This window comes from Natrinema sp. SYSU A 869 (assembly GCF_019879105.1).
Taxonomy (GTDB): domain Archaea; phylum Halobacteriota; class Halobacteria; order Halobacteriales; family Natrialbaceae; genus Natrinema.
Genome location: NZ_CP082249.1, coordinates 3,838,216 through 3,861,041, shown reverse-complemented (window position 1 = coordinate 3,861,041; position 22,826 = coordinate 3,838,216). Strand labels below are relative to the sequence as shown.

General features: G+C 63.5%; 24 protein-coding genes. 6 read left to right on the top strand and 18 right to left on the bottom strand.

Annotation, left to right across the window (positions count from 1 at the left end):
* Nucleotides 1–25 precede the first annotated feature (25 nt).
* Entirely contained in the window at nt 26–379 is a 354-nt protein-coding gene (locus K6I40_RS27295) for a hypothetical protein (RefSeq protein ID WP_222918519.1), read from the bottom strand.
* A gap of 56 nt (nt 380–435) precedes the next feature.
* On the opposite strand from K6I40_RS27295, the gene K6I40_RS27290 reads away from it, so the two are divergent.
* Nucleotides 436–684, top strand: a complete 249-nt coding sequence (locus K6I40_RS27290; RefSeq protein WP_222918518.1) for a hypothetical protein — start codon at nt 436–438, stop codon at nt 682–684.
* A gap of 33 nt (nt 685–717) precedes the next feature.
* Here the strand turns inward: K6I40_RS27290 and K6I40_RS27285 are convergent, their stop codons facing one another.
* The 8 genes from K6I40_RS27285 to K6I40_RS27250 all read right to left on the bottom strand — a co-directional run bounded on the left by K6I40_RS27285 (nt 718) and on the right by K6I40_RS27250 (nt 7,701).
* Nucleotides 718–1,305 carry a GNAT family N-acetyltransferase gene (locus K6I40_RS27285; protein ID WP_222918517.1) on the bottom strand — a complete coding sequence of 196 codons (588 nt, stop codon included), beginning with the start codon at nt 1,303–1,305 and terminating at the stop codon, nt 718–720.
* Nucleotides 1,306–2,045: 740 nt separating this feature from the next.
* Nucleotides 2,046–2,963 carry a M48 family metalloprotease gene (locus K6I40_RS27280; protein ID WP_222920471.1) on the bottom strand — a complete coding sequence of 306 codons (918 nt, stop codon included), beginning with the start codon at nt 2,961–2,963 and terminating at the stop codon, nt 2,046–2,048.
* 120 nt (nt 2,964–3,083) lie between these two features.
* Nucleotides 3,084–3,458, bottom strand: coding sequence for a hypothetical protein (locus K6I40_RS27275; RefSeq protein WP_222918516.1), 375 nt, complete (start codon nt 3,456–3,458; stop codon nt 3,084–3,086).
* Nucleotides 3,459–3,612: 154 nt separating this feature from the next.
* Complete coding sequence (locus tag K6I40_RS27270) at nt 3,613–4,539, bottom strand: hypothetical protein (RefSeq protein ID WP_222918515.1); 927 nt, start codon at nt 4,537–4,539, stop codon at nt 3,613–3,615.
* 110 nt (nt 4,540–4,649) lie between these two features.
* Nucleotides 4,650–5,303, bottom strand: a complete 654-nt coding sequence (locus K6I40_RS27265; RefSeq protein WP_222918514.1) for an HAD family hydrolase — start codon at nt 5,301–5,303, stop codon at nt 4,650–4,652.
* Between the two features lie 376 nt (nt 5,304–5,679).
* A complete protein-coding gene (locus tag K6I40_RS27260; protein WP_222918513.1) occupies nt 5,680–6,459 on the bottom strand; it encodes an alpha/beta hydrolase in 780 nt (259 codons plus the stop codon).
* 48 nt (nt 6,460–6,507) lie between these two features.
* Entirely contained in the window at nt 6,508–7,011 is a 504-nt protein-coding gene (locus tag K6I40_RS27255) for a DUF892 family protein (protein ID WP_222918512.1), read from the bottom strand.
* A 132-nt stretch (nt 7,012–7,143) separates the two neighbouring features.
* The gene (locus K6I40_RS27250; RefSeq protein ID WP_222918511.1) at nt 7,144–7,701 is read right to left on the bottom strand and encodes an FAD-dependent oxidoreductase; all 558 of its coding nucleotides are present in this window, start codon (nt 7,699–7,701) and stop codon (nt 7,144–7,146) included.
* 151 nt (nt 7,702–7,852) lie between these two features.
* Between K6I40_RS27250 and K6I40_RS27245 the strand changes: the two genes are divergently transcribed.
* On the top strand, nt 7,853–9,421 hold the full coding sequence (locus K6I40_RS27245; protein ID WP_222918510.1) for an FAD-dependent oxidoreductase: 1,569 nt from the start codon (nt 7,853–7,855) through the stop codon (nt 9,419–9,421).
* 35 nt (nt 9,422–9,456) lie between these two features.
* On the opposite strand, the gene K6I40_RS27240 is transcribed toward K6I40_RS27245, so the two are convergent.
* From K6I40_RS27240 to K6I40_RS27210, 7 genes are all read right to left on the bottom strand, one after another.
* Nucleotides 9,457–10,206, bottom strand: a complete 750-nt coding sequence (locus K6I40_RS27240) for a hypothetical protein (RefSeq protein ID WP_222918509.1) — start codon at nt 10,204–10,206, stop codon at nt 9,457–9,459.
* Between the two features lie 111 nt (nt 10,207–10,317).
* Nucleotides 10,318–10,911, bottom strand: coding sequence for a DJ-1/PfpI family protein (locus K6I40_RS27235; protein WP_222918508.1), 594 nt, complete (start codon nt 10,909–10,911; stop codon nt 10,318–10,320).
* A 91-nt stretch (nt 10,912–11,002) separates the two neighbouring features.
* Nucleotides 11,003–12,160, bottom strand: a complete 1,158-nt coding sequence (locus K6I40_RS27230) for a sugar-transfer associated ATP-grasp domain-containing protein (protein ID WP_345779424.1) — start codon at nt 12,158–12,160, stop codon at nt 11,003–11,005.
* Between the two features lie 50 nt (nt 12,161–12,210).
* On the bottom strand, nt 12,211–13,392 hold the full coding sequence (gene dnaJ / locus K6I40_RS27225) for a molecular chaperone DnaJ (RefSeq protein WP_222918507.1): 1,182 nt from the start codon (nt 13,390–13,392) through the stop codon (nt 12,211–12,213).
* 229 nt (nt 13,393–13,621) lie between these two features.
* Entirely contained in the window at nt 13,622–15,574 is a 1,953-nt protein-coding gene (gene dnaK / locus K6I40_RS27220) for a molecular chaperone DnaK (protein WP_222918506.1), read from the bottom strand.
* Nucleotides 15,575–15,767: 193 nt separating this feature from the next.
* Nucleotides 15,768–16,880, bottom strand: a complete 1,113-nt coding sequence (grpE, locus tag K6I40_RS27215) for a nucleotide exchange factor GrpE (RefSeq protein ID WP_222918505.1) — start codon at nt 16,878–16,880, stop codon at nt 15,768–15,770.
* Between the two features lie 759 nt (nt 16,881–17,639).
* Nucleotides 17,640–18,194: a carbonic anhydrase gene (locus K6I40_RS27210; protein ID WP_222918504.1), complete on the bottom strand. Its 555-nt coding sequence runs from the start codon at nt 18,192–18,194 to the stop codon at nt 17,640–17,642.
* 401 nt (nt 18,195–18,595) lie between these two features.
* Here K6I40_RS27210 and K6I40_RS27205 point away from each other — a divergent pair, with 401 nt between their 5' ends.
* Nucleotides 18,596–20,032, top strand: coding sequence for a DEAD/DEAH box helicase family protein (locus K6I40_RS27205; RefSeq protein WP_222918503.1), 1,437 nt, complete (start codon nt 18,596–18,598; stop codon nt 20,030–20,032).
* Nucleotides 20,033–20,141: 109 nt separating this feature from the next.
* Here the strand turns inward: K6I40_RS27205 and K6I40_RS27200 are convergent, their stop codons facing one another.
* Entirely contained in the window at nt 20,142–20,528 is a 387-nt protein-coding gene (locus tag K6I40_RS27200) for a hypothetical protein (RefSeq protein ID WP_222920486.1), read from the bottom strand.
* Between the two features lie 67 nt (nt 20,529–20,595).
* On the opposite strand from K6I40_RS27200, the gene K6I40_RS27195 reads away from it, so the two are divergent.
* Nucleotides 20,596–21,156 (top strand): uracil-DNA glycosylase, encoded by a 561-nt coding sequence (locus tag K6I40_RS27195; protein ID WP_222918502.1) that lies wholly within the window; start codon nt 20,596–20,598, stop codon nt 21,154–21,156.
* 201 nt (nt 21,157–21,357) lie between these two features.
* On the opposite strand, the gene K6I40_RS27190 is transcribed toward K6I40_RS27195, so the two are convergent.
* Nucleotides 21,358–21,612, bottom strand: coding sequence for a glutathione S-transferase N-terminal domain-containing protein (locus K6I40_RS27190; RefSeq protein WP_222918501.1), 255 nt, complete (start codon nt 21,610–21,612; stop codon nt 21,358–21,360).
* Between the two features lie 105 nt (nt 21,613–21,717).
* Between K6I40_RS27190 and K6I40_RS27185 the strand changes: the two genes are divergently transcribed.
* Both K6I40_RS27185 and K6I40_RS27180 read left to right on the top strand, forming a co-directional pair.
* The gene (locus K6I40_RS27185; protein WP_222918500.1) at nt 21,718–22,005 is read left to right on the top strand and encodes a DUF3006 family protein; all 288 of its coding nucleotides are present in this window, start codon (nt 21,718–21,720) and stop codon (nt 22,003–22,005) included.
* A 304-nt stretch (nt 22,006–22,309) separates the two neighbouring features.
* Nucleotides 22,310–22,810: a gamma carbonic anhydrase family protein gene (locus K6I40_RS27180; protein WP_222918499.1), complete on the top strand. Its 501-nt coding sequence runs from the start codon at nt 22,310–22,312 to the stop codon at nt 22,808–22,810.
* The last annotated feature ends 16 nt before the right edge of the window (nt 22,811–22,826 follow it).

The following is a 22,826-nucleotide window of genomic DNA, read 5'->3' as shown; positions in this document are numbered from 1 at the left end:
GCCAAGTCGATGGTCATTCGAGTTTCTAGACGCTGTCGGCCGGATCATGTTGCTCCGCCATCCGCGATGCTTCCTCCGCGTAGCGCTCCCGAGTCGTCGGATCGTCGACGGTCCCAAGCGCATCGGGTGAGACGCGTAAGCCGGCACTCGTTTCTCGAGCGGGGCCGGTAAAGCTGGTCAACGCGCGCTCGCGACGGTGGTACCGCTGGCCGTCCTCAGTGGCGTAGACGAGGATGATGAGGTTGAGTTCGTCGTCACCGTACGTTCGCTCGACGAGCCAGACGGGAATCTCCTCGTCCGCGGTGGTATCGCTGGCATCGGACTCGCTGTCGCCGGAATCGGTACGGTCGGCCGTCGAATCGGATCGGTTCGCGTTCATGAGTGTTCTCGGAATCGGCACAACTGCTTATGTCTCGCGGGGTTGACGGCTCGGATATGTCCAGCGAGCCGTCGGAGTCGCCGTTGTCGACCGACGAGACGGGCGATCGTCGCCGAGCGGCCCGCTACGTCGCGCCGTTTCTCGCGATCGGGCTGGTGAATCTCGGACTCTTGCTCCGCTGGGGGCTGGACCCGCTGTGGGCGTTCGCCGTCCTCCCGCCGATGCTGTTTCTCTCTGGGATCGGCTGGGTCGCGTTCCGACACGGCTTCGACGAGCGACCCGCCGGCCCGGGATCGAATCGGTGACTCGAGCCGGCGTCTCGTTCCCATCGCTGTCATCTACCGACCCGTATCGTACTTGTACGTCGCCGAGTCCGGATCGATGCCGAAGTCCTCGGGGGACTCCTCGTCGTCTGCCTCGTCGCGTCCTTCAGGAGCGCGCTTGAACGCTTCTCGGAGCTCCTCGGGCATTCGGAACTCCGCGACATCGATCGCCAAGGGCACTGCGTCGGGATCGACCCCTTCACGCTTGTCCTCGAGGCGCTCCCGAAGGGCCGCCGGCAGGTTGGACTCCTCGATCCGCTGGAAGCCGAACTGAGCGAGGTAGGCACCCTCGCTGGTCAGGACGTAGACGGTATCGAATCCCTCGTCGCTGGCGTACTCCACGAGCCGTTCGATGATGTGGGCTCCGACGCCCTGCCCGCGCCAGCCCTCGAGGACGCCGATACTGGTCAGTTCGCAGACATTCGCTGAGTCCTCGTCGGTCTTGTGAATCCGAATGCGGCCGAAACCGGCCTTCTCGCCGGACTCCTCGTCGATTGCGACGACGTAGTCACGGGAGCGAAACGCCGTCTCGTCGAGTCCCATCGACTCGATGTGATCCAGCAACCAGACCTCTTCCCTGTTTTTCGCGTCCCGCACGTACATAGGTCGACATAGGAGGTGTGAAGCCAAAAGCGTTTGTGGATTGCCAGTATTTCGTTCAGTATCACGCTGCCATTATAGTAGCCGCTGGAACGATTTACACACTGATCGCACAGCTTTCATGCGATCAGGTGTGCAGTGACTTTCAGTGGCTACTATAGTTTGCGGCGTCTCCAATTCGTTCGAAAATACTCTGGACATCCAGACATATATACGTGCTAAATCAGCTTATGTGTCACTTATACTGTCGGACAGAAGTCACTGCAGAGTCGATCGCGAACGATCGTCTGTCGACTGTAGAGACGGACGAATTCAGCGATCGATAGTCAACTAGTTCTGTCCGACAGTTTACAAACCCGTTATAAATCTATTATACCTGTGTTAGAGGGATGCTCTCCACGTAATAGCTCATATGGGCAAGTCTTTTCAATACGAATGTTAGCACATATCACACAACAGCCGAATGTGATCGTCGTGGCGACGAGGGAGTTCGACACCTCACGCATCGAGCCCGGACCGAAACGATGACCCATAGACGGATCCGACGCGTCTGTCCGACCTGTCATCCGTCCCTGCCGACCTCGAGCGAGACGATTCCAGTCGTCGAAACGGATCGTCGCAGACGGCGAGACTCGTGGCGCTCACTGTCGTCTGCTTGAGATCACCGTCGCCGATGACGGCTCGTACACGTGCGTCGATTGCGGCTGGACCGGCATGCAGTAGGAGCCGAACACCGCCACGGCTTACCGTTCTCGAGTCCGACTGCGGGCGGTTCGCGCCCGTTCGAGCAACCGCTCGATCCGGTCATCCGTCGAGGGGTGCGTCGAGAGCAACCGCTGCCACGTCTCGTCGTCATCGGTGTGAACGTACAGGGGAGCGAGCAACCCCGCCGACGGTTCCGCGGTGCATTGGATCGTCCAGAGCGCGCGGGCGAGCGCGACCGGCCGTCCGGTGACGGCGGCGGCCCGATCGTCGGCGGCGTACTCCCGCCGTCGCGAGTGGGCTCGGACGACCAGTGTCACGAGGAGAAAGCAGACTACGACGCCGCCTTCGATGAGCTTCAGTAGTCGGCCGAGGGCCGTCCGCGACCACGACTGTGGGTCACCACGGATCCACGCGATCGCTCGAGCGACCCCCGCGATCGGTAACAGCAGTGGCGTCAGTAGCAGGAAGACGAGTCCGGCCACGGTCCGGAAGACGCTGTAGGCGAGCGTCTGCACGAACGCGTCGTAGCGCTCGAGATGGGCGAGTTCGTGCGCCACGAGCGCCTCGAGTTCGTCGAGCGACAGGAGCCCAAAGAGCGACCGATCGAGCACGACGACGCCGTCGCGTCGACTGCCCAGCGCAAAGGCGTTGGGCATCGGCAGTCGCGCGATCACGACGGTTGGCGAGTCGACGCCCATTCGCGACTCGAGGTCGTCGAGTCGCCGGTAGAATCCGGGCGCGTGCGATCGCGGCAATTCGACCGCATCGAGCCTCGATAGCAACTGTTTCGTCCCAAACAGGTAGCTCAGATAGCCGCCGATGAGACCGATCCCGGCGACCACTAGAAGCGTCGTCGCGGGGCCGGGTGCGGAAATCCGGAGCACGGACAGCGCCCAGTAGCTGAGCGCTGCCAGCCCGAGATACCACAGCAGTAGCAGGCAGCCGATCAGCGCCATCAGGAGGCGCGTTCCGGTTCCGCGTCGACGAGTGCGCATTCGTTCTCGATCCGGGCTACGGACGGACGACTGAAACGAATATCGAACGAGCGAGTCACTGCTGAGGCGGACTACTCGTGGCTACCAGTCTGACGGCCCGCTGTCCGATCGTCCGCTGTCCGATCGTCTGCTGTCCGACCGCCGGGTTCGAAGTCGACTCGAGCGTGCCACCCGCCCCCAGACGGCGTATCCGCTAATCGCACTGAGCGAGGTGAGGAGCAGAAACGAGCAGAAGTACCACGGTTTCGACTGAACCACGATCAGTCCCCTCGTGGGAACGGGCGCAATACCGAGTGCTAACAGATAGAACCCAGTGAGGAGAGCGAGTGATGACCGGCGGTACCCGTGCCAGTAGAGGATGCCGACGAGAACGCCCGAAAGCAGTCCGAGCTGGCCGGAGTGGAGCTCGGGAATCGTACTGAAAATCGACGAGAGGACGGTCTCGATAGTCGCCATGCGTCCGGTTCTCTGCCGGAGAGCCGTCGTATGTGTTCCCCTGTAACTGGACAGCCACTATAGCGGATCGAGCACTATAGCGGATCGAGCCGTACGATGGCAGTGGCGTCACAAACGCTGTCGGTGATATGATCGGCGACAGCCCGTCGAGCGGCTACCCGGCGGACAGCGCCTCTTCGATCCGGTTCTCGATGTCGTCGAGTTCCTCCCGTAGGTCCTCGCCCTCGGTGCCCTCGAGGTCGTCGATCCGATCGGCGATCCCCTGCAGTCGTGAGTACTTCTCGTCCTCGTCGACGCCGGTCTTCTGGACATAGACGTCCTCATCGACGTCGTAGACCTCGCTCTCCTCGAGGTCGGTCACCGCGAGGACGACGTCTACCTTGTCTCGGTCGACGCCCGTGACCCACTCGCGGGGGATCCCGTAGTCGTCGAGGGCGGCGAAGATTGTCTCCGCGTCCTTTGGCTTGCGACGCTCCCGCGTCGTCCGCCGGACGGTGCCGTACCGCCCGTGGAGCTCCTGGTCGGGACCGAGTCGCTCGAGCAGGGGGTCCCGAGCCGATCGACGGACTCGATTGGAGCCGTGTTGGACGTCCGACGCGAGCACGTAGAGATCGGTCAGCGAGTCGGTGTCGAGGGCCGCGGGATCGTCGGTGTCGAGGGCCTCGAGCAGTGCCGCCAGCAACAGGGCGTCGTCGTGGACCCGTTCTGGCTGGTCCCGCGCGGCCGCCGGGGGAACGAGAAACGGGCTCTCGCCGCCGCCAGCGTCGGGATCGTAGCTGATCATCTCCTCGTCGGCGGTGTACTCGTCGGCGAGCGTCACGACGCTCGCGTACGGCTCGACGCCCGGCTGGAGGTGCTCGATAGAGACCGCCCCCTCGTTGAGTTGCTCGAGGAAGACGACGAACTGTTCGCGCCAGAGCGGCCGCGTCTCGCCACTGTCGCCGAACCGGACGACGATCCGGTCGTCATCGGCCTGTTCGATCTCGAACGGGCGCTCGGAGACGGGCGTCACCAGTTCGGCACCCGGCTCGAGGGTCTCGCACTGCTGACGGAGGGTCGTCCAGGTGTCGTCGGGTTCCATACGCCGAGTACGGCGAGCGGGCGGAAAAAGCGCGGCCACGAATCTGCCATGGGGCCCTCATTCGCACTGTCGGGTCAGCCCTCTCTCGCCGGTACCGAGAGTCGATCCGCTCACTCGAGGACCGAGGGAAGCCCTGAGAGCGACGGGAGGCGGTAGGTCGGGTCCACGTCCTCGTCGATCCCTCCGTCCCCGGACCGCGAGAGCAACACTGAATCGATGCCCGCGTTGTCGGCCGCCCGGATGTCGACGGCTCGGTCGCCGACGTACAGCGCGTCGTCCGCCTCGAGGGAGTCCATCGCGGCCTCGATGTTCGTCGGATCGGGCTTCCGTCGGGATAGCCCGTCGGGGGTCAACGGACAGCCATATATGGTCTCGAACAGCGATCGGAGCCCGAACCGATCGAGTAGCGTCGAGACGACGGTTGGGTGGTTGTCGCTGACGATGCCGAGTGGCCGGTCGAGCGACCGCACCGCGGTGACATCGTCGTATGCCGACCGCAACCCGCGTTCTACCTCTTCGCGTTGGGTGCGGACCATCTCGCGGGCGGCCTGGGCACAGAACACGTCCGTTTCGATACCGAGGCCGTGACAGCGGTCGGCGATCGACTCGAAGTCGCCGCACATGAGTTCCTGAAGCGTCTCGGCGGCCGGCCCGGACCGGTCGAGTTTCTCGTACGTTCGGCCGAGGGCGTCGGAGAGCCGCTTGGACGACGGGGTCTCGACCACGACCCCGTCGAAGTCGAACAGGACCGCCTCGTACATCATTGCCGAGGGATATTCACTCGAAGAGTATAATGCTGTTGCGGTGACCGATCACGCTGCGAATGCGAGTGAGAGGACAGAAACGGGCCACAGAGCGGTGTTAGAGGTATTTTCGGAGAGCATGCTACACGGCCCGCAGGCCGCTGCTCGCCGCCGAGAGCGTGAGCGAACTGCTCGCCGATGTCCGGTCGAAATCGCGTGAACAGTGCAGGGAGACGGCTGACAGTCGTCCGTCTTCGTATACAGGTATCTTCCATGGCCACCCGGTTAGTCACGTGGGACTCTCGGTCTCGGTCGAGGCCCACGAGGACGGCTGGCCGCGGGTCTACGACTGGCTCGCGGAACGATCAGAACTGATCGACAGCGCCGAGAAGAACGATTAGCGCTCGAGGAACGAGCGAACCCGTGAATCGAACGTCAGTTTTCGTTCGTGGAAGGCGGCGTGTTTCGCGCCTGGCACGAGCGTCAGCTCTCCGTCGGGGATCCGATCTGCGGTCTCGCGCGCGATCGATGGCGTGAAGAACGGATCGCGGTCGCCGCCGAATACGAGCGTCGGCCGCTCGATCTCGTCGAGGCGATCGCAGCTATCGAACTCGAGGATGAACTCGAGCGACCGCCATACGTCGGCGGGGTCGGCGGGTCGTGGCTGGAGAAATCGACCGACGGTCTGGACGGTTAGCGGGTACGTGACTGCGCGGCCGTCCGAGAACATCGCGGCAGCGAGCGCCGATCTGATCGACGCCCAATCGTGCTCTCGGGCATATTTTTCGAAGCGACGGATCGTCGAGTGAGCGTCGGCGTCGAGGCGACAGCCGCTGTTCGCGAGTACGAGGTGGCCGACCAGTTCGGGGCGCCAGCGGGCCAGTTCTTGGCCGATCAGCCCGCCCATCGAAATGCCGATGACGTCGATTGCCTTGCTTTCGTCCGCGATCGACTCGAGCGCTCGGCGGTGGGTCGCGACGGCGTCGTCCGCGTCATACCCCGCCGGAAGTCCGCGCTGCCGGCTGAGCAGGTACACGGTATACTCGTCGAGGTAGCGAGCGAAGTACGTCGCGAGTGCCCAGCCCGAAAACGGCGGATACGCTCCGGAAAACATCGCGTCACCAATGCCCGGAATGACTACGAGCGCTCGCGAACCGTGTCCAGTGCCGGCGCTCACGTAGGGATGAGAACCGGGGAGATCCCCGGTATCGGTACGTAACACAGCTTACGACGGCGTCAGCCGATCCCACAGCGACTTCATATCCTTCGCCGTCGCCAGCGTCTCGAGTTCGCGGAAGGCGGATTTCTCCTCGTCGTAGTTCGACTCGAGCGGTCGCTGGACGTCGTTGCCGAGTTCGAGCTGTTCCGCGATCGTCGTCAGCCCCTCATAGGCCGTCATCTCGACGCGCTCGGTCATCATCCCCGCATTTAGGTAGACCATGTTCAACATCTCGTCGTCTTCGATCTCGGCCTCGAGTTCGCGCCGGTCTTCCTCGAGGCCGTCGAGGATGGCGCAGTCTCGCGCTTCCGCGGGTCGGTCGAGCGCCGCGAAGACGTCCTCGAGGCGCTGGATCTGCGTTTGAGTCTCGTCGCGGTGGTCGGCAAAGCCCTGGCTCATCCGGTCGTTGGTCGTGTTTCGAGCCATCTCGTCGAGCGTCTCGACGAGTTCCTGTTCGATGTAGTACTGTTGTGCGAGCTTGTGGACGAACAGCTGGTGAAGATCGTTCATTACCATAGATGAACTATCACCGAGTAGTCGCTTAGTCACACCCCCCGAACACGCAGGCGTGGCGCTGTCGGCCGTTTTCACCGTTCGAATGCGGACGAAATCCGAATCGGTTCCGCCGCTCGCTCCGTTCGATCACGGCACGTCGTCGGGCACGTCGAAATCGTGGAAGTGCTCGCCCTTCTCCTTGCTGAGGATGTCCAGCGCCGCCGACGCGCCGTCGCCCGCGGCGATGACGGCCTGCCACTCCTCGTCCCGGACCATCGCACCCGTCGCGTACAGGTCGTCGATGCTCGTCTCCGTGTCCAGGTCGACGTCAACGGTGCCGTCGTCGTCGAACTCGACCGCGAGGTCCTCGGCCATGGAGCGATCGGCACCGGTCGCGAGCACGACGTAGTCGGCGTCGTACTCGCCATCGTCGGTTTCGACTCGGAACCCGTCGTCGCCTGGATCGACATCGGTCACTTCCTCGCCGACGCGCACGTCGGCACCGCGGTCGCGGACCTGGCCACGCATGAGTTCCATGAGCTCGCTCCCGCTGATGCTTCGAATTCCGGGGTAGTTGAACAGGTGGGCCTTGTGCATCCACGTCTCGTCAGTGTCGAAGACGACCGTCTCGAGGCCGTTCTTCGCGGTGAACAGCGCTGCGCTCAGGCCGGCGGCACCGCCGCCGACGATTGCGACGTCTGGCATAGCCGAAGCGACCACGAACGGCAGGATAAACAATTCCGACGGGGAGCGTGACTGTCTCGAGTCACTGCCTGTCTCGAGAGCGTTGCCGTCGGTATCGATCACCCCCGACCCCTTTTTCCTCGAGTGTGGATAGCACGACTCGCTGATCCCAATGTCGGACGATAACACACTCGAATCGGACTCCCCGCGACAGGAGTCGCTGTGGCTCGCTACGACCCCGACGACCGACTACGACCCCTTCGAGGGCGGCCTTGACGTCGATGTCGCGGTCATCGGCGGGGGCATCACTGGATTGAGCGCGGCGATCAATCTGCAAGAGGCCGGTCGGACCGTCGCGGTCCTCGAGTTGGATCGGATCGTCGAGAGCACCACTGGCCACACGACGGCCAAACTCACCTCCCAGCATGGGCTGCTCTACGACACGCTCGTTTCCCAGTTCGGAGCGGGGAAGGCGAGACAGTACGCCGAAGCGAACGAGGCGGCGATCGACGAAGTCGAGCGGCGCGTCGAAGACGGGAGCATCGACTGCGACTTCCAGCGCACGGAAGCCTACACCTACGCGGCCTCGGCCGACGACATCTCGCAGGTCCGCGACGAGGTCGACGCGGCCCAACGACTCGGGCTCCCCGCCTCGTACGTCGAAGAAACCCCGCTTCCCTACGACGTCGACGGTGCGGTCCGATTCGACGAACAGGCGGCGTTTCACCCGCGGAAGTACCTCCTTTCGATCGCAGAACAAATTCACGGCGACGACAGCTACGTGTTCGAGGAGACGCGCGCGCTCGATATCGAGCCCGGCTCCCCGTGTCGCGTCGAAACGGAACGCGGTGATGTCGTCGCCGACGACGTCGTCGTCGCGACACACTTCCCCGTTTTCGACCGCGCCGGCTACTTCGCGCGGATGCATCCCCACCGCGCGTACCTGCTCGCGGTCCGCATCGACGGGACGCCCCCGGAGGGGATGTACTACAACACCGCCTCGCCCCCGGCGACGATACGGCGGTATCCGGTAACTGAGGGGAGCACAGACGACGAGGACGAGGAACTCCTGATCGTCGGCGGACAGAGCCACAAGCCGAGCGTCGACGGCGTACCGACCTCCGAGCGGTATCGGCGCTGCGAGGCGTTCGCTCGCGAGCACTTCGATGTTGAATCGATCGAATACCGCTGGTCGACGATGGACTACTCGCCGGTCGATCACGTGCCCTTCATCGGACGGATCGATCCGCTGGCCGAGAACGTCTACGTCGGCACCGGGTTCAAAGGCTGGGGGATGACGAACGGCACCGCTGCGGGGATGATCCTCGCCGATCTGATCGTTGAGGGATCGAACCCCTGGGCCGACGTGTTCGATCCCCAGCGGCTCACGCCCGGCGCGTCAGCGAAGAGTTTCCTCGAGGAAAACGCCAAAGTCGGCGGCAGTTTCGTCGGCGACCGAATCAAGTCGCTGCTGGCGTCGCTCGGAAGCGACGAGACGGCTGACCTTCCTCGCGGCGACGCGCGCGTCGTCCGGCGCGCGAGCCAGCCAGTGGGCCTCTACCGCGACGAAGACGGGACGACCCACGCCGTCTCAGCCACCTGTCCGCACATGGGCTGTCTCGTCCGGTGGAACGACGCTGAGGAGACATGGGACTGCCCCTGCCACGGCTCGCGGTTCACCCACGATGGCGAGGTTCTGTCGGGACCCGCCGTCGACGGGCTGCTGTACCGAGAGCTCTGATCGGGACTGTGGAAATCGGCGAGAACCGGCCGCCGTCAGGGGAGCGACACCGCGTCGAGGTCGATCCGATTCGGTTCGGGAACCGACTCGACGGATGCGCTCGAGACGGCATAGGTCCCTCGTTCGTCCCCACTCTCGTCTGCGTTGTCCGGAAGCACGATCACGCCTCTGGCCAGCAACGGCGCGATCACGCCAGCCGCGACGGTCCGAGGGTCCGACAGCGGCGCGCGAACGACAACGCGATCGTCCGCCTCGAGATCGGTCTCTGTGACGACCTCGCGTGCGGCTTCAAGCACTCCCTCGTGCGTGACGGTCCGATCGCCGTCGGTCAGGATGATCGTCTCGGGGTCGATTGACAGCGGGGGGAACGAGGGGTTCTCGCTCCAGAGGCCCGCGTCGAAGTGGTGGACGCCCGGTGCGTCGGGTTCGTCACCGTAGCCGACGCGCTGTGCGCCCCGTGGTAACTCGTAGCCCTCGAGTTCATCGACAGCTGCGACGAGGGTCCGGAAGTCGTCCTCGTCAGTGAGATCGGTCGGCGGCTCGAACCGGGTGGTCCCCTCGAGCAATGTCGTGCCGAAGAAGGCGAGCAGTGCGAGGGGGCCGTCACCAACGACACCGACGGTAACGCCGTTGCGAACGCCCGCATGGCGCAGGAAGTTGCCGGCCTTCCAGGCGGTCGTACACAGCCAGTGGTAGTCGTACTCCCGGCCCGTCGCGTCGACGAGTCCGATCCGATCGTCGCGGAGCTCACGGGTGAGCAGGTCGTCGACCGTCGCTGCGTTCATACTCGAGACTGGGGACCGGGGCGGAAAAAGCGCGCCGACTCGCGTCGCCGGTGTCACCGTCGTGAGCCGCCATACGACGGGACTCGCGGGCGGTCATTCGCGGCCGCCAGTTCAGTCGTCCGCGGTCGCCGGTTCGGCGTGGTCGATGTCCGTCCCGAGACACTCGAGGAATTCGGCGAGCCACTCGGGATGGTCCGGCCACGCCTGCCCCGTCACGAGGTTGCCGTCGCGCGTGACTTCCTCGGCCCAGTCGCCGCCAGAAATCCGTACGTCCGTCTCGAGTGCCGGATAGCCCGTACAGGTCCGACCCTCGAGGACGTCCGCGGCGGCGAGGATCTGAACGCCGTGACACAGCGCCGCGACGGGTTTGTCCGCCTCGAAGAAGTGGCGAACGTACTCGAGGACCTCGTCGTAGGTCCGGAGATACTCGGGTGCGCGACCGCCCGGCACGACCAGCGCGTCGTACTCAGACGGGTCGACGGCGTCGAAGTCATGATTCAGTTCGAAATTGTGCCCCGGCTTCTCGGTATAGGTCTGGTCGCCCTCGAAGTCGTGAATTGCGGTCGGACAGGTGTCGCCGGCCTCCTTCTCGGGGCAGACGGCGTGGACCTCGTGGCCGACCATCTCGAGCGCCTGAAACGGGACCATGATCTCGTAGTCCTCGACGAAGTCACCGGCGAGGAGCAGGATTTGATTCCCTTGCATGATAGTACCACGCTAGTGTACGCTGTCACTCGTGAAACCTGTATTGGGTGTTTCCGTGACAGTCGCCCGATCAAATACAACCCCCTCCGGCTTAGAGGACGCCGTGATTCCGGTAGAATCGTCGCGTTCGGGCATCGGCCAGCAGCGGTCGGTGAACCTGTAACGAGGCGACGCCCGGATAGCTGTTGGCCTCGATGATCTGGAACTCACCCTCGTCGGTGACGACCAGATCCCAGCCGACATAGGGGACGTGAGAGAGCGTTTCTGCGATCTCGAGCAGCCGATCGCGAATCCCTTCCCAGCCCGGAATCGTCGTCCCCTCGATGCGAGCGCCGGTCCCAGGGTGGGTTTCGTGCCAGTCGACGGCCCCGTCGTGGGGATACTCGGCACCTTCACCGAGACTGCCGGTCTCGCGGTCAATCAGGGCACTTAGCCCGCCGTTCGAGAAGTTGTCCACTGGCGCGGAGTCCTGCGTTCCGATCCGGTGAATCGCGATCGGGATAAACGCCTCCCCTTCCCGTTCGTCGTACATCGTCAGGACCCGGAGCGTGTTCGCCGCGTCGGGGAACAACTCGGCCGCGTAGTCGGCCTGTTCGACGAACTCGCAGACGAGGTAGTTCTCGAGGCCCGCGAGCGTCTCGGCGAGATCGGACTCGGTCGTCGGCTCGCCGTCGAACAGGTACTCACCGTCAGCTCGCTCGAGGAAGTGAACGTTGTTCCCGCCGCCGCCGCTGAACCACTTCAACACGAGCCGGTCTCCCTCCGAGAGGGTCTCGTCGATCCAGTCGATCGGCGTCCCAGTCGGCGGCCCGGTCATCGTCTCGGATGAGTGCTCGAGTTCGATCCCCCCGTCAGTCAGCGCTGCCTGCTCGTCGGCGGGATCGAACGTGTGGAAGCGCCCGTCAGCGAGCAGTCCGTACACCGCCGGTCGGTGGTCGGGAAACTCGCCGAGCACCCGGTGGAAGGCGAGTTTGTTGTCGATCAGCGCGTTCCAGTGGCCGTTGATCCGTTTCGTCCCGACGAACCGTTGGTAGTCCGAGAGGTATGCGTTGGGATTGTTCGACTCGAAGTCGTAGAGCACGCCGGACTTACTCAGAAGCCGCGGCGATACAGCCGGAGCCGCCGCCGGGGTGAGAGGTCGAACGACGATCCGGTCTGTCGTTCCGACCGGAGTAGCTTGCGCATCTGGTTCGTCGACCGGTACGTTCGAGCGATGTCCATCGACGATGACTCCGAGGGCGTGCCCCATACTTATCGACGAGGTAACGCCCCGTCCGCTATCGAGAACTGTTTCGCTCGTTAAAACGCCCGCTTGATCTTCTCGAAGAATCCTTCCTTCACCTCGATCTCGTCGCCGCCGGCTTCGGCGAACGCCTCGAGCGCCTCGCGTTGCTCCTCGTTGAGACTCTCGGGGGTGACGACCCGGACCTGCACGTAGAGGTCACCCTGACCGCGGCCGCGCAGACGCGGCATCCCCTTCCCCTTGAGCCGGAAGGTCTCGCCGCTCTGGGTCCCCGTCGGGATCTCGAACTCGGCTGCGCCCTCGAGCGTCGGGACTTCCACGGTGTCGCCGAACGTGGCCTGGGGGAATGAGACCGGTAGCCGGTACTGGAGGTCGTCGCCCTCGCGTTCGAACTCCTCGTGCTCGCGGATCGAAACGTCGATCAGCAGGTCACCGTGTGGACCGCCCTCGGGGCTGGGCGCACCTTCGCCTTCCATCCGGAGAGTCTGGCCTTCCTGAATGCCGGCCGGGACTTCGACAGTCAGCGTCGCCTCGTTTCGGACGTAGCCCTCACCGCGACACTCGCCGCAGGTCTCGGAGTACAGCGTCCCCTCGCCCTCACAACGGGGACAGGCCGTCGTCTGCTGGACGCGACCGAGCGGCGTCTGCTGGACCTGGGTCACCTGCCCGCGGCCCTGACACTGCGGACAGGTCTCGGCGTCCGCCTCCGGCGGATGGCCCTCGCCCGCACAGACATCACATTCCTCGGGACGGTCGACGGTGAACTGTTTTTCCGCGCCGTCGTAGGCCTCCTCGAGATCGATCTCGAGTTCGGTTCGCAGGTCTCGCCCTTTGCGGGGCCGACGACGGCCACGTCCACCGCCACCACCGCCGCTGAAGACCTGTTCGAAGAGGTCGCCGAGACCGCCGCCACCCATACCGCCGCCCATTCCGCCACCGCCCATGCCGCCGAACGGGCCACCGCCCATTCCGCCGGCACCGCCGGATTCGCTGGCGTCGAAGCCGTGTTTTTCGGCTTGTTCGTAGCGGTCGTGACCCATCCGATCGTAGGCGTCGCGCTTCTCCTCGTCGGTCAGCACCTGCTTTGCCTTCTGGATCTTCTTAAACTTCTCCTCGGCATTGGGGTCGTCGCTGACGTCTGGGTGGTACTCGGTGGCCTTCGACCGATACGCCTGTTTGATCTCTTCGGCAGACGCGTCTGGGCTCACGTCGAGAACGTCATAGAAGTCCTCGCTCATTCGTTGTTCACCCGATACTCGGTTGAGACACTTGAAACGAACGTTCCAGACGTACCTTTTTCCGCCTCGGGATTCCTCACTTCGTTCGGAACCGCTCGGCGCAAAAATCTACGCTAAAAGACCGCTCGCTCACTCCGTTCGCTCGCGGGTACTGTGCTTACACCCCCAACCGCAGCCGTACCGTCTCCGTCTTCACTGTTTCCGCATCGTCTGACGGGCCGAAGACCCGTTACTCGTCGTCTTCGTCCTCGTCGAAGTCGACGTCCTCGAAGTCGGCGTCGACGAACTCCTCGTCCTCGTCACCGGCAGCGCTGGCGTCGGGACCGGGGTTCGGACCGCCGCCCATGCCACCGGGGCCCGCACCTGCACCGGCCGCACCGCCAGCACCTGCCGCTCCAGCACCCGCTGCGCCACCGGCGGCACCGGCATCCGCGGCATCGGCTTCCTGGTAGATCTGCTTGCCGATCTCCTGGAGTTCCTCGCTCAGGGCCTCGGTCGCGGACTCGATGTCCTCGGCGTCGGCATCATCGTCGTCGATCGTCTCCTCTAAGTCCTCGATTTCACTCTCGATGTCCGCGCGGAGATCGTCGTCGACCTGCTCGTCGTTCTCCTCGAGCAGCGTCTCGGCGCGCTGGATCGTCGCCTCGGCGGCGTTCCGAGCCTCGATGCGCGCGCGCTTTTGCTGGTCTTCCTCGGCGTGTTTCTCGGCCTCTTCTTGCATCTCCTCGATCTGGTCGTCGGAGAGACCGGCACCGCCCTCGATGGTGATCTCCTCGGTGGTGCCGCTGCCCTTGTCCTCCGCACTCACGTTGACGATCCCGTTCTCGTCGATCGAGAAGGAGACCTCGATCTGTGGCGTGCCCGCGGGGGCCGGCGGGATGCCGGTCAGGTGGAACTCGCCGAGCAGTTCGTTCTCCTCGGCCAGTTCGCGCTCACCCTGGAAGACCCGGACCTGCACCGTGGTCTGGTTGGCCGCCGCGGTAGTGAACACCTTCGACTCCTCGGTCGGAATCGTCGTGTTCTTCTCGATGAGTCGCTCGAAGAGACCGCCCTTGACCTCGATACCGAGCGAGAGCGGGGTGACGTCCAGCAGAACGATATCGTCGACCTCGCCGCCGAGGACACCGCCCTGAATCGCGGCCCCGAGCGAGACAGCCTCGTCGGGGTTGACGTTCTTTTGGGGATCCTTGCCCGTCAGCTCCTCGACCTTCTCTGCGACCTGTGGCATCCGAGTCGAACCGCCGACCAGGAGGACTTCGTCGATCCCGTCCTCGTCGTAGCCCGCGTCCTCGAGCGCCTGCTCGGTCGGCTCGACGGTGCGGTCGATCAGATCCTGCGTGAGCGACTCGAACTTGGCCTGGGTCATCGACTCCTCTAAGTGGATCGGGCCGTCGTCGGTCGCCGTGATGAAGGGCAGGTTGATCTCGGTCTCTTTTCGACTACTGAGTTCGATCTTGGCCTCCTCGGCGGCGTCTTTGAGCCGCTGGAGGGCCTGCCGATCGTCGCGGAGGTCGATGCCGTGTTCCGCTTCGAACTCGTCTGCGAGCCAGTCGATGATGGCCTGGTCCCAGTCGTCGCCACCGAGGTCGTTGTCACCGTTAGTCGCGACAACCTCGTAGACGCCGCCGCCGAGATCGAGAATAGAGACGTCGAAGGTGCCGCCACCGAGGTCATAGACGAGCACGGTCTGGTCGGAGTCGTCGTCGAGGCCGTAGGCCATCGACGCAGCGGTCGGCTCGTTGATGATGCGCTCGACCTCGAAGCCGGCGATCTCGCCGGCGTCTTTGGTCGCCTGGCGCTGTCGGTCGGAGAAGTAGGCGGGGACCGTGATAACAGCCTTCTCGACCTCGTCGCCGAGATAGTCCTCGGCGTCGCGTTTGATCTTCTGGAGGATCATTGCCGAAATCTCTTCGGGCGTATACTCCTCGCCCTCGATCTCGACGGTATAGTCATCCTCACCGATGTGGCGCTTGATCGAGGCAATCGTCTTTTCGGGGTTCTGAATCGCCTGGTTCTTCGCCGGTTTCCCGACGAGTCGCTCGTCGTCGGTAAAGGCGACGACGGAGGGCGTCGTCCGCTCGCCTTCGGCGTTAACGATGATCTCCGGATCGCCACCTTCCATCACCGCGAACGCGCTGTTCGTCGTCCCCAGGTCGATTCCGAGAATTTTGTTGCTCGCCATCGTGGACGGGTATTGTGCGCACTTTGTTTTAAAGGTTACTAGCTGAGCAGCAGAGCCGAATAAAATCCGGGCACGCCGCTCTAGAGCCGCGCTCGCGACAGTTGAATCAGAGTGAAAACCAGTGTCAATCCGGTGCTCTCTCGAGCCGTCGCCGGGGCCACGAGCGTCGACGGCTCGACAAATTCCGTTCGCGTTACTCGTCAGCTTCGTCCGCTGGGGCGTCCTCGCGGTCGTCGTCAACTTCGCCGCCGAGTTCGATCGCTTCGCCGTCCTCGGCGTCGGCATCCGACGAGTCGTCGTCGGCCCCGTCGGTCTCGTTACTGTCAGATTCGTCGCCCTGTCCGGCCGATTCTGCGGGGCCATCGCCGTCGGTCTCGGCGAGTTCGCCGTTCGAGACCGTCACCTGAGCGTTCTGAATGACCTTGTCACCCATCTCGTAGCCGGGCGTGTAGACGTCGGCGACGGTCCCCTCTGGCTGGTCACTGTCGACCTGCATCATGACCTCGTGACGCTGTGGATCGGTCTCGGTGCCGGGTTCGGGCTCGATCTCGGAGACGTTCTCGTCCTCGAGAATCCGGTCGAACTCCCGAAGCGTCATCTCGACGCCATCTTGGAGCGTCTCGACATCGTCGCTGTCCTCCTTGAGTGCCCGCTTTAAGTTGTCTCGGACGCCGATGAGCCGCTCGACGAGGTCCTCAGTGGCGCGGTCTTTCATCTGCTGTTGGCGCTTCTTGGCGCGTTTCTTGTAGTTCTGGAAGTCCGCCTGCTTTCGCTTGAGCCGGCTCTCGAGGTTCTCGATCTCCTCTTCGTGCTCCTCGAGTTGGGCGTCGCGTTCGTCTATCGCCTGCTCGTATTCGTCCAGTTCGTCCTGAAGGTCACCGATGGTCTCGGCCTGGGATTCAATGCGCTCCGTGAGGTCCTCGAGTTCCTCGCGCTGGTGTTTGACGGTCCCGTTGAGATCGCGGGCCTCCTCGACGATGGAACTGACCTTGCGGGCGAGTTCGTCGTCGTACTCCGTAACCCGATCGAGCACCTGCTGGATGTCCGCGCTCGTTTCGGGTGCTTCCCGGGGCGCGTCCTCGGTGTCCGCAGTCGTCTCGACATCTGGATCCGCGTTAGCCGCTCCCTCGGACGTATCGACGTCCGCGTTCGCAGATGCTGCTCTCGAGTCGTCTGACTCCGGAGTTGGTTCCGATTCCCCATCCGTCGACGCCGCGGGATCCACGTCGGCCGTCTCGCCGTCGTCGGATTCCTCCGCGGACGGGACACCCTGGGCTGACGTGTCCGTGCCCTCGTCTTCGCTCATATGCCAGTCAACGAACAGCGGTAATAAAAGGGTTGAGGTACCCGGATCCGTGATCAAGTTGCTGAGCAGAGCGGTCACTACACATGCCTCCTGATTCCTGCGGATGGTCCCCATTACGGAGGGGCTCTGTATGCCGTAGTGATACTGTCGGACAGAGGTCACTGCAGATTCGACTGCGAAAGATCGTCCGTCGACTTTAGAGACAGACGAATTCAGCGATCGATAGTCAACTAGTTCTGTCCGACAGTATGAATACGGAGCGGGAATTCAGCACGCTTCGACGCTCACTCATCGAAGAGCGGATATCGGTCACTATCGTGAACAGATCGACAAGGACAGAAATCGCGGGATGGACGTCTGTTATTCCGAGACACGCGTGTTGATCCGCTCAGATATCCGTTCGCCAGGGCGGCGGAGGGCGTCGCTTTCGACTTCATAGATGTAGCCGTGGACGGAGACCTCGTCTGGAGTGACATCCTCCCGCGCCTAAAGACGCGGGCCTCCCACCCGGTGTTGGCCGGGCAGGTCAATCCTGACGGTTGGGAGTCTACGGTTTGCGACCGACGGCGCTGGCTCTGCCACGAAGCCGTTACTCCTACCGCGTTGACGGCTCGGAGGTGTCTTGTTTTGTGTCGGTCGGCGCGGTCGGCTCACTTGTTTGATTTCGGCTCGCGCCGTGGCAAACACCGAGTCAACTGCCAGTTCTCCGCGCACAAGAGGTGTATAGTGGGGTCGAACAATCAAGCTTACGGCGCGTATTCACGGCCTGAAGGCCGTGGTATTGCGCCTGTTCATCAGTATAAGCGGATGGTCCTCGAGATAGTCGATTTGGGCCTGGCACGCCTCATCAATGTCGTCGGTCATCGAGACCCACTCGGCGATCGAGGCATCACCAATATCTAAACTGGGGAGTGCGGGATTGAGATCGATATCGTCGAGGCTACCGCCAGCGGCGGCCTCGAGCCCTTCGGCGACAGCCTCGTCCAGTGCGCTCATCATCCCGCAATCCGTGTGATTGACGACGATGATTTCCGTCGTGTCGAAGAAGTTCGTGGTCAGCGCGGCGCTTCGGATGACATCGTCAGTCACCTTCCCGCCGGCATTTCGGAATATTTGGGCGTCACCCAGGGAAATACCGAGTGCATCTTCGACAGGGATTCGTTCGTCCATGCACGCAATGACGAGTAACTGCTTATCCGTGGGAAGCTCTTTTCGACGGCGGCGTGCCCAGTCGTCCCGCTGATCGACTCGCTCTTCAATCGACTCGAACACCTGTCCAGTGTCTGGGTCGGATTGGTCAGTCGGCTCCACCATGTTCGGTGTGTTATACCGTGCCAGCAATCATGATTGGCGTTACGGCAACCACCGCCACCATCTATGACGGGAGTAGCCCGCCGGAAGACGGCGGGAGCCTCACGCGATAGAATCGATCAACACGGACAGCGACGGACAACCTGAACCCTATCCCGAAGCCGATCGTCCTCGGGTAGTCGACGCAAGTGAAGCCACGCTATAGTAGCCGCTGAAAGTCAATGCACACCTGATCGAATGACAGCTGTGCGATCAGTGTGTGAATCGTTTCAGCGGCTACTATAGTAGTCGCCACGGACGCTGCCCTGAGTCGGTGCCGACCGACGGCAGTCAGCGGCTGCGACAGCCTTCTCGAGCCGCCGAATATCCGACCGTATATGTACGTCCTCCCCTGATTGTGTCCCGTGACGCGGGCTTCAGCCGACGAATCAACGACGATCGAACTCCGGTATGAGGACGGGACGATTCGGATCGATGGCCTCGAGAACACATCCGTCTCGCCGTCGTCGATCCGAACGTCGGTCCCGGATCTCGAGGCTGATCCACGGACCGATGGCTGGCGCGTCCCGGCCGGCAGATATGCCGACCTGCGAGCAGCACTACTGACGACAGCGGCCGCGGTCGACGATCGCGTCCTCGACCTCGAGTCCGTCTCGGATCTCCGGTCGGCGTACGAACTCCGCGACTATCAGGCGACGGCGCTCGAGGCCTGGCTCGAAACGGATCGGTGGGCCGACAGCCCCGCTCTCGAGTCCGTCGAGCGAGCGCCTGCCGGCGTCCTCGAACTCCCGACCGGCAGCGGGAAGACGGTTATCGCGTTGAAAGCGATCGAGCGGCTCTCGGTCCCGACGCTCGTCGTCGTCCCGACGATCGACCTACTCGAGCAGTGGGAACGCGAACTCGAGCGCGAGTTTGGAAACCCGATCGGCCGCTTCGGTGGCGGGGAACAGCGCCTCGAGCCAATCACCGTCTCGACGTACGATTCAGCGTATCTCAAAGCGGATTCGGTCGGCGACCGGTTCGGTTGCGTCGTCTTCGACGAGGTCCACCACCTCGGCGGCGAGGGGTATCGCGAGATCGCGCGGCTGCTCGCTGTGCCGGCACGGCTCGGGCTGACCGCGACGTTCGAGCGGCCCGATGGGGCACACGAGGTCGTCGAGGAGATTGTTGGACCGCTGGTCCACCGGATCGACGTGGACGAACTCGCAGGCGATCACCTCGCAAACTACGACGTTAAGCGACTCGCGGTCTCACTCACTCCCGAAGAGCGCGAGGAGTACGAGCGAAATCAGAAAATCTTCACGGATTACCTCGCGAAGTCGGGTATCGACATGCGCAGCGGCTCGGACTACCAGGAACTCGTCAAGCGATCCGGCAACGACCCCGAGGCCCGCAAGGCACTGCTCGCCCGCCAGCGCGCACGAGAGCTCATGCTCGGCAGTGAGAACAAGCTCGAGGCGCTCACGGACATCCTCGACGACCATCGCGGCGAGCGGACGATCGTCTTTACGGCCCACAACGACCTCGCGTACGACGTCAGCGAGCGGTTTCTGATCCCGACGATCACCCATCAGACCGGTGCCGCGGAGCGACGGGAGATCTTGGAGCGCTTCCGCGAGGGGACCTACACCCGGATCGCGACCTCGAACGTGCTCGACGAGGGCGTCGACGTACCCGATGCAAACGTCGCAATCGTACTCTCGGGCAGCGGCAGCGAACGCGAGTTCACGCAGCGACTCGGGCGAATCTTGCGGCCGACCGCTGACGGCGGGCGCGCGCTGCTCTACGAGGTTGTGAGCCAGGAGACCGGAGAGGAGCGCGTTGCCGATAGACGACGGTAACGAACCACCGAACCGGCGTCTCCTGGGAGACGGTCGGCCGACGGTTCGGATAGATTCGATCGATCGCTACCGCGCGGGGCGGTCGTACCGTAGTCGACTGCGGCGCTGTTCAGTCCGAGATCGGCTGAATATCGGCTTGGTCGGAGTGGGAGGCGACGTAGCGGGCGACTTCGACGTGAGAGTGGTTCTCGACGAGGTGATCCTCGAGCGTCCGGTCGAGTTCGAGCACGTCACAGCAGATCGGACACTTGACCGGCGGTTTGAATGCCATCTGTTCTTCACCCTCCGCCTGGTTGAGGGAAATCGATACAGCATGCATATGCCCGCGGATGATCCGTCTCGTGTGGACTCGAGCGGTACGGACTCGTAGCGTCGAGATGATCGACGCGTTGCGAGCGGTCGGTCGGCGAGACGTCGGCGACCCTGGTATGCCGCCGCTCAAGTCGATGACTGACTGTTGAGATCGACACTGGAACTCGACTGCTGGTACGGTCATGTATCGGATGAGACGGCGGAATACGCAGCGAAAAGGTGTTTCCTTAAGATGGTCGTAGCCCCCCGCGATGACAGATCAGCCGTCGACTGACTGGGAGTTCAAGACAGTGTTCGCGGACGCGCTCGAGGCGGTACCGGACGACCAGTTCGATCCCGACCGATTCGTTCCAGGCATCGGACCGCTGTCGGCAGACGTGATGCTCATCGGCGAGGCCCCGGGCAAGCAGGAGGTCAATCAGGGCGAACCCTTCGTCGGACAAGCCGGACAACAATTGGACCGCGCGCTCGAGGCGATCGGCTACGACCGGCGGGACCTGTACATCACCAACCTGGTCAAGGTGCGGCCGCCGGAGAACCGCGATCCCCACGTCGACGAGATCGAGGCCTGGTGGCCGGTCCTCGAGGCCGAGATCGAGCGCGTCGATCCGGCCGTGCTCGTCCCGCTGGGGAGTTTCGCGACGGACGAACTACTCGAGACCGGCGAGACGATCACCGACCTGCACGGCCGGGAATTCGAGCGCGAGGGGCGGACCGTCGTGCCGGCGTTTCACCCGGCCGCGGCGCTATACGATCGCAGCAAGGTCGACACCGTTAAGTCGGATCTCGGGACCGCCCTCGAGTTGGCGTAGCGCTCCGAACTCCGGCTCCGTCCTGTTCCCCAGCATCCTCTCACCATCATCCAGACGGTGTGCCGGTTCGTCGACGGCGACGGGCACGCAAGAGACAGGGCACTGAAACCGATGCCAACGACGATCACGGGACCGACTCGATATCGCTCCGAGACGGTCCGTCGGTACTCGAGAGCGGTACCGCGGTCCTCGCTCCCGCCGTTAGCCGTAGTGTTCCTCGAGATAGTCGACGATATCGTCGCTCTCGTAGAGCGCCTCCTGCCGATCAGTGTCGATGAGATACGGGATCTGATCCTGCCCGCCGAGTTCCGTCAGTTCCGCGTGGGTCTGCTCGTTGCGCACCTCGCCGCTGACCAGTCGCGGGTTATGGATGGTGTAGGAAACGCCGAGGTCGGTAAGTTTCTCTCGGACCTTCCCGGAATGTGGACAGCCTTCGGCCTGATATAGCTCGAGCATTCCGGTGACGACTCCACCGGCGGGGCCCGTAAACGTTGGTGGGTATCCCTCGGATGCGGTCCACTGATTGATGGCACTGCCATACGTATCGTACCCCGATGCCCGATGAGTGAAACACACACCGCGGTTCTCGACCGTATCGTCGACGGGGAGACAGCGGTTCTCCTGCTCGAAGCGGACGGGGACGTGATCGGCGAGCGGATCGTCACCATCGAGACGCTGCCCGAGGACGGCCGACACGAGGGTGCAGTCTTCGAGGTAACCGTCGACGAGGAAACCCTACTCGAGGCCACCTATCGCGAGGAGGTCGAACGCGAGCGTCGGGAGTTGACGCGGGAACGGTTCGATCGACTCTCGGAACGACTGTCCGACGTCGATCGGGACGAGGAGTAGGCTCGAACGGCCCGGAACCAAGAAGCGAAAGGGGGATACCGAACCGGGGGAGTGGTTCGGGGTGGGGGTAGGGGATGACACGGCGGCAACTGGTGTCCGTCTGGACGGTAGTATGCCGCCAGCACCATATTTTCGGGGCTGGGTATTAGCCATAGTGCCAAAGTGTGTTGGTTGTAGTAAGTAGTATGTTCGAGTCTGTTTGGCATAGTAAATAACTTGTTCAACCGAAACTCGAGCCAGTTCGGTGCGAACAGCGTCGGTTCCGATAGGCACCTTCAAGACGGTTCTCGAGCCAGAAACGGCTATGCTACGATCGTTCGACGGGATGGAACCGCAGATAGCCGACTCCGCGTACGTCGACGACGCTGCAGTCGTCATCGGCGACGTCGTCATCGAGGCGGACGCCAGCGTCTGGCCGAACACGACGCTGCGTGGCGATCACGGGACGATCGTCGTCGGCGAGGGAGCCAACGTCCAAGATAACGCCGTCCTCCACGAGACGGCCGAACTCGCGCCGTACTCGACGGTCGGCCACAGCGCCATCATCCACGACGCCACCGTCGCCGAGCGCGCGCTGGTCGGGATGAGCGCGGTCGTCCTCGACGGCGCTCACGTCGGTGAGGGCGCGGTCGTCGCTGCCGGCAGCGTCGTCACCGAGGGCACCGAGGTCCCCGAGTCCACGCTCGTCGCCGGCACGCCTGCGGAACCGAAGACGGAGATCGACGACCCCCATCTCGAGGCGACGGCCGACCGATACGTCGAACTCTCACGGGAACACGCGGAGACGTCCGAGCGACTCGACTGACGCCGGCCTGAGCCGA

What these genes read in the sequence shown, in the direction of transcription:
- K6I40_RS27295 (WP_222918519.1), bottom strand. Translation starts at nt 379, where the DNA reads ATGAACGCGAACCGATCCGATTCGACGGCCGACCGTACCGATTCCGGC.
- K6I40_RS27200 (WP_222920486.1), bottom strand. Translation starts at nt 20,528, where the DNA reads ATGACCGTACCAGCAGTCGAGTTCCAGTGTCGATCTCAACAGTCAGTC.
- K6I40_RS27285 (WP_222918517.1), bottom strand. Translation starts at nt 1,305, where the DNA reads ATGTACGTGCGGGACGCGAAAAACAGGGAAGAGGTCTGGTTGCTGGAT.
- K6I40_RS27210 (WP_222918504.1), bottom strand. Translation starts at nt 18,194, where the DNA reads ATGGTGGAGCCGACTGACCAATCCGACCCAGACACTGGACAGGTGTTC.
- K6I40_RS27270 (WP_222918515.1), bottom strand. Translation starts at nt 4,539, where the DNA reads ATGGAACCCGACGACACCTGGACGACCCTCCGTCAGCAGTGCGAGACC.
- K6I40_RS27185 (WP_222918500.1), top strand. Translation starts at nt 21,718, where the DNA reads ATGAGTGAAACACACACCGCGGTTCTCGACCGTATCGTCGACGGGGAG.
- K6I40_RS27230 (WP_345779424.1), bottom strand. Translation starts at nt 12,160, where the DNA reads ATGGGGCACGCCCTCGGAGTCATCGTCGATGGACATCGCTCGAACGTA.
- K6I40_RS27195 (WP_222918502.1), top strand. Translation starts at nt 20,596, where the DNA reads ATGACAGATCAGCCGTCGACTGACTGGGAGTTCAAGACAGTGTTCGCG.
- K6I40_RS27255 (WP_222918512.1), bottom strand. Translation starts at nt 7,011, where the DNA reads ATGAACGATCTTCACCAGCTGTTCGTCCACAAGCTCGCACAACAGTAC.
- K6I40_RS27180 (WP_222918499.1), top strand. Translation starts at nt 22,310, where the DNA reads ATGCTACGATCGTTCGACGGGATGGAACCGCAGATAGCCGACTCCGCG.
- K6I40_RS27235 (WP_222918508.1), bottom strand. Translation starts at nt 10,911, where the DNA reads ATGCAAGGGAATCAAATCCTGCTCCTCGCCGGTGACTTCGTCGAGGAC.
- K6I40_RS27265 (WP_222918514.1), bottom strand. Translation starts at nt 5,303, where the DNA reads ATGATGTACGAGGCGGTCCTGTTCGACTTCGACGGGGTCGTGGTCGAG.
- dnaK (WP_222918506.1), bottom strand. Translation starts at nt 15,574, where the DNA reads ATGGCGAGCAACAAAATTCTCGGAATCGACCTGGGGACGACGAACAGC.
- K6I40_RS27190 (WP_222918501.1), bottom strand. Translation starts at nt 21,612, where the DNA reads ATGCTCGAGCTATATCAGGCCGAAGGCTGTCCACATTCCGGGAAGGTC.
- grpE (WP_222918505.1), bottom strand. Translation starts at nt 16,880, where the DNA reads ATGAGCGAAGACGAGGGCACGGACACGTCAGCCCAGGGTGTCCCGTCC.
- K6I40_RS27275 (WP_222918516.1), bottom strand. Translation starts at nt 3,458, where the DNA reads ATGGCGACTATCGAGACCGTCCTCTCGTCGATTTTCAGTACGATTCCC.
- K6I40_RS27245 (WP_222918510.1), top strand. Translation starts at nt 7,853, where the DNA reads ATGTCGGACGATAACACACTCGAATCGGACTCCCCGCGACAGGAGTCG.
- K6I40_RS27290 (WP_222918518.1), top strand. Translation starts at nt 436, where the DNA reads ATGTCCAGCGAGCCGTCGGAGTCGCCGTTGTCGACCGACGAGACGGGC.
- K6I40_RS27250 (WP_222918511.1), bottom strand. Translation starts at nt 7,701, where the DNA reads ATGCCAGACGTCGCAATCGTCGGCGGCGGTGCCGCCGGCCTGAGCGCA.
- K6I40_RS27280 (WP_222920471.1), bottom strand. Translation starts at nt 2,963, where the DNA reads ATGGCGCTGATCGGCTGCCTGCTACTGCTGTGGTATCTCGGGCTGGCA.
- dnaJ (WP_222918507.1), bottom strand. Translation starts at nt 13,392, where the DNA reads ATGAGCGAGGACTTCTATGACGTTCTCGACGTGAGCCCAGACGCGTCT.
- K6I40_RS27240 (WP_222918509.1), bottom strand. Translation starts at nt 10,206, where the DNA reads ATGAACGCAGCGACGGTCGACGACCTGCTCACCCGTGAGCTCCGCGAC.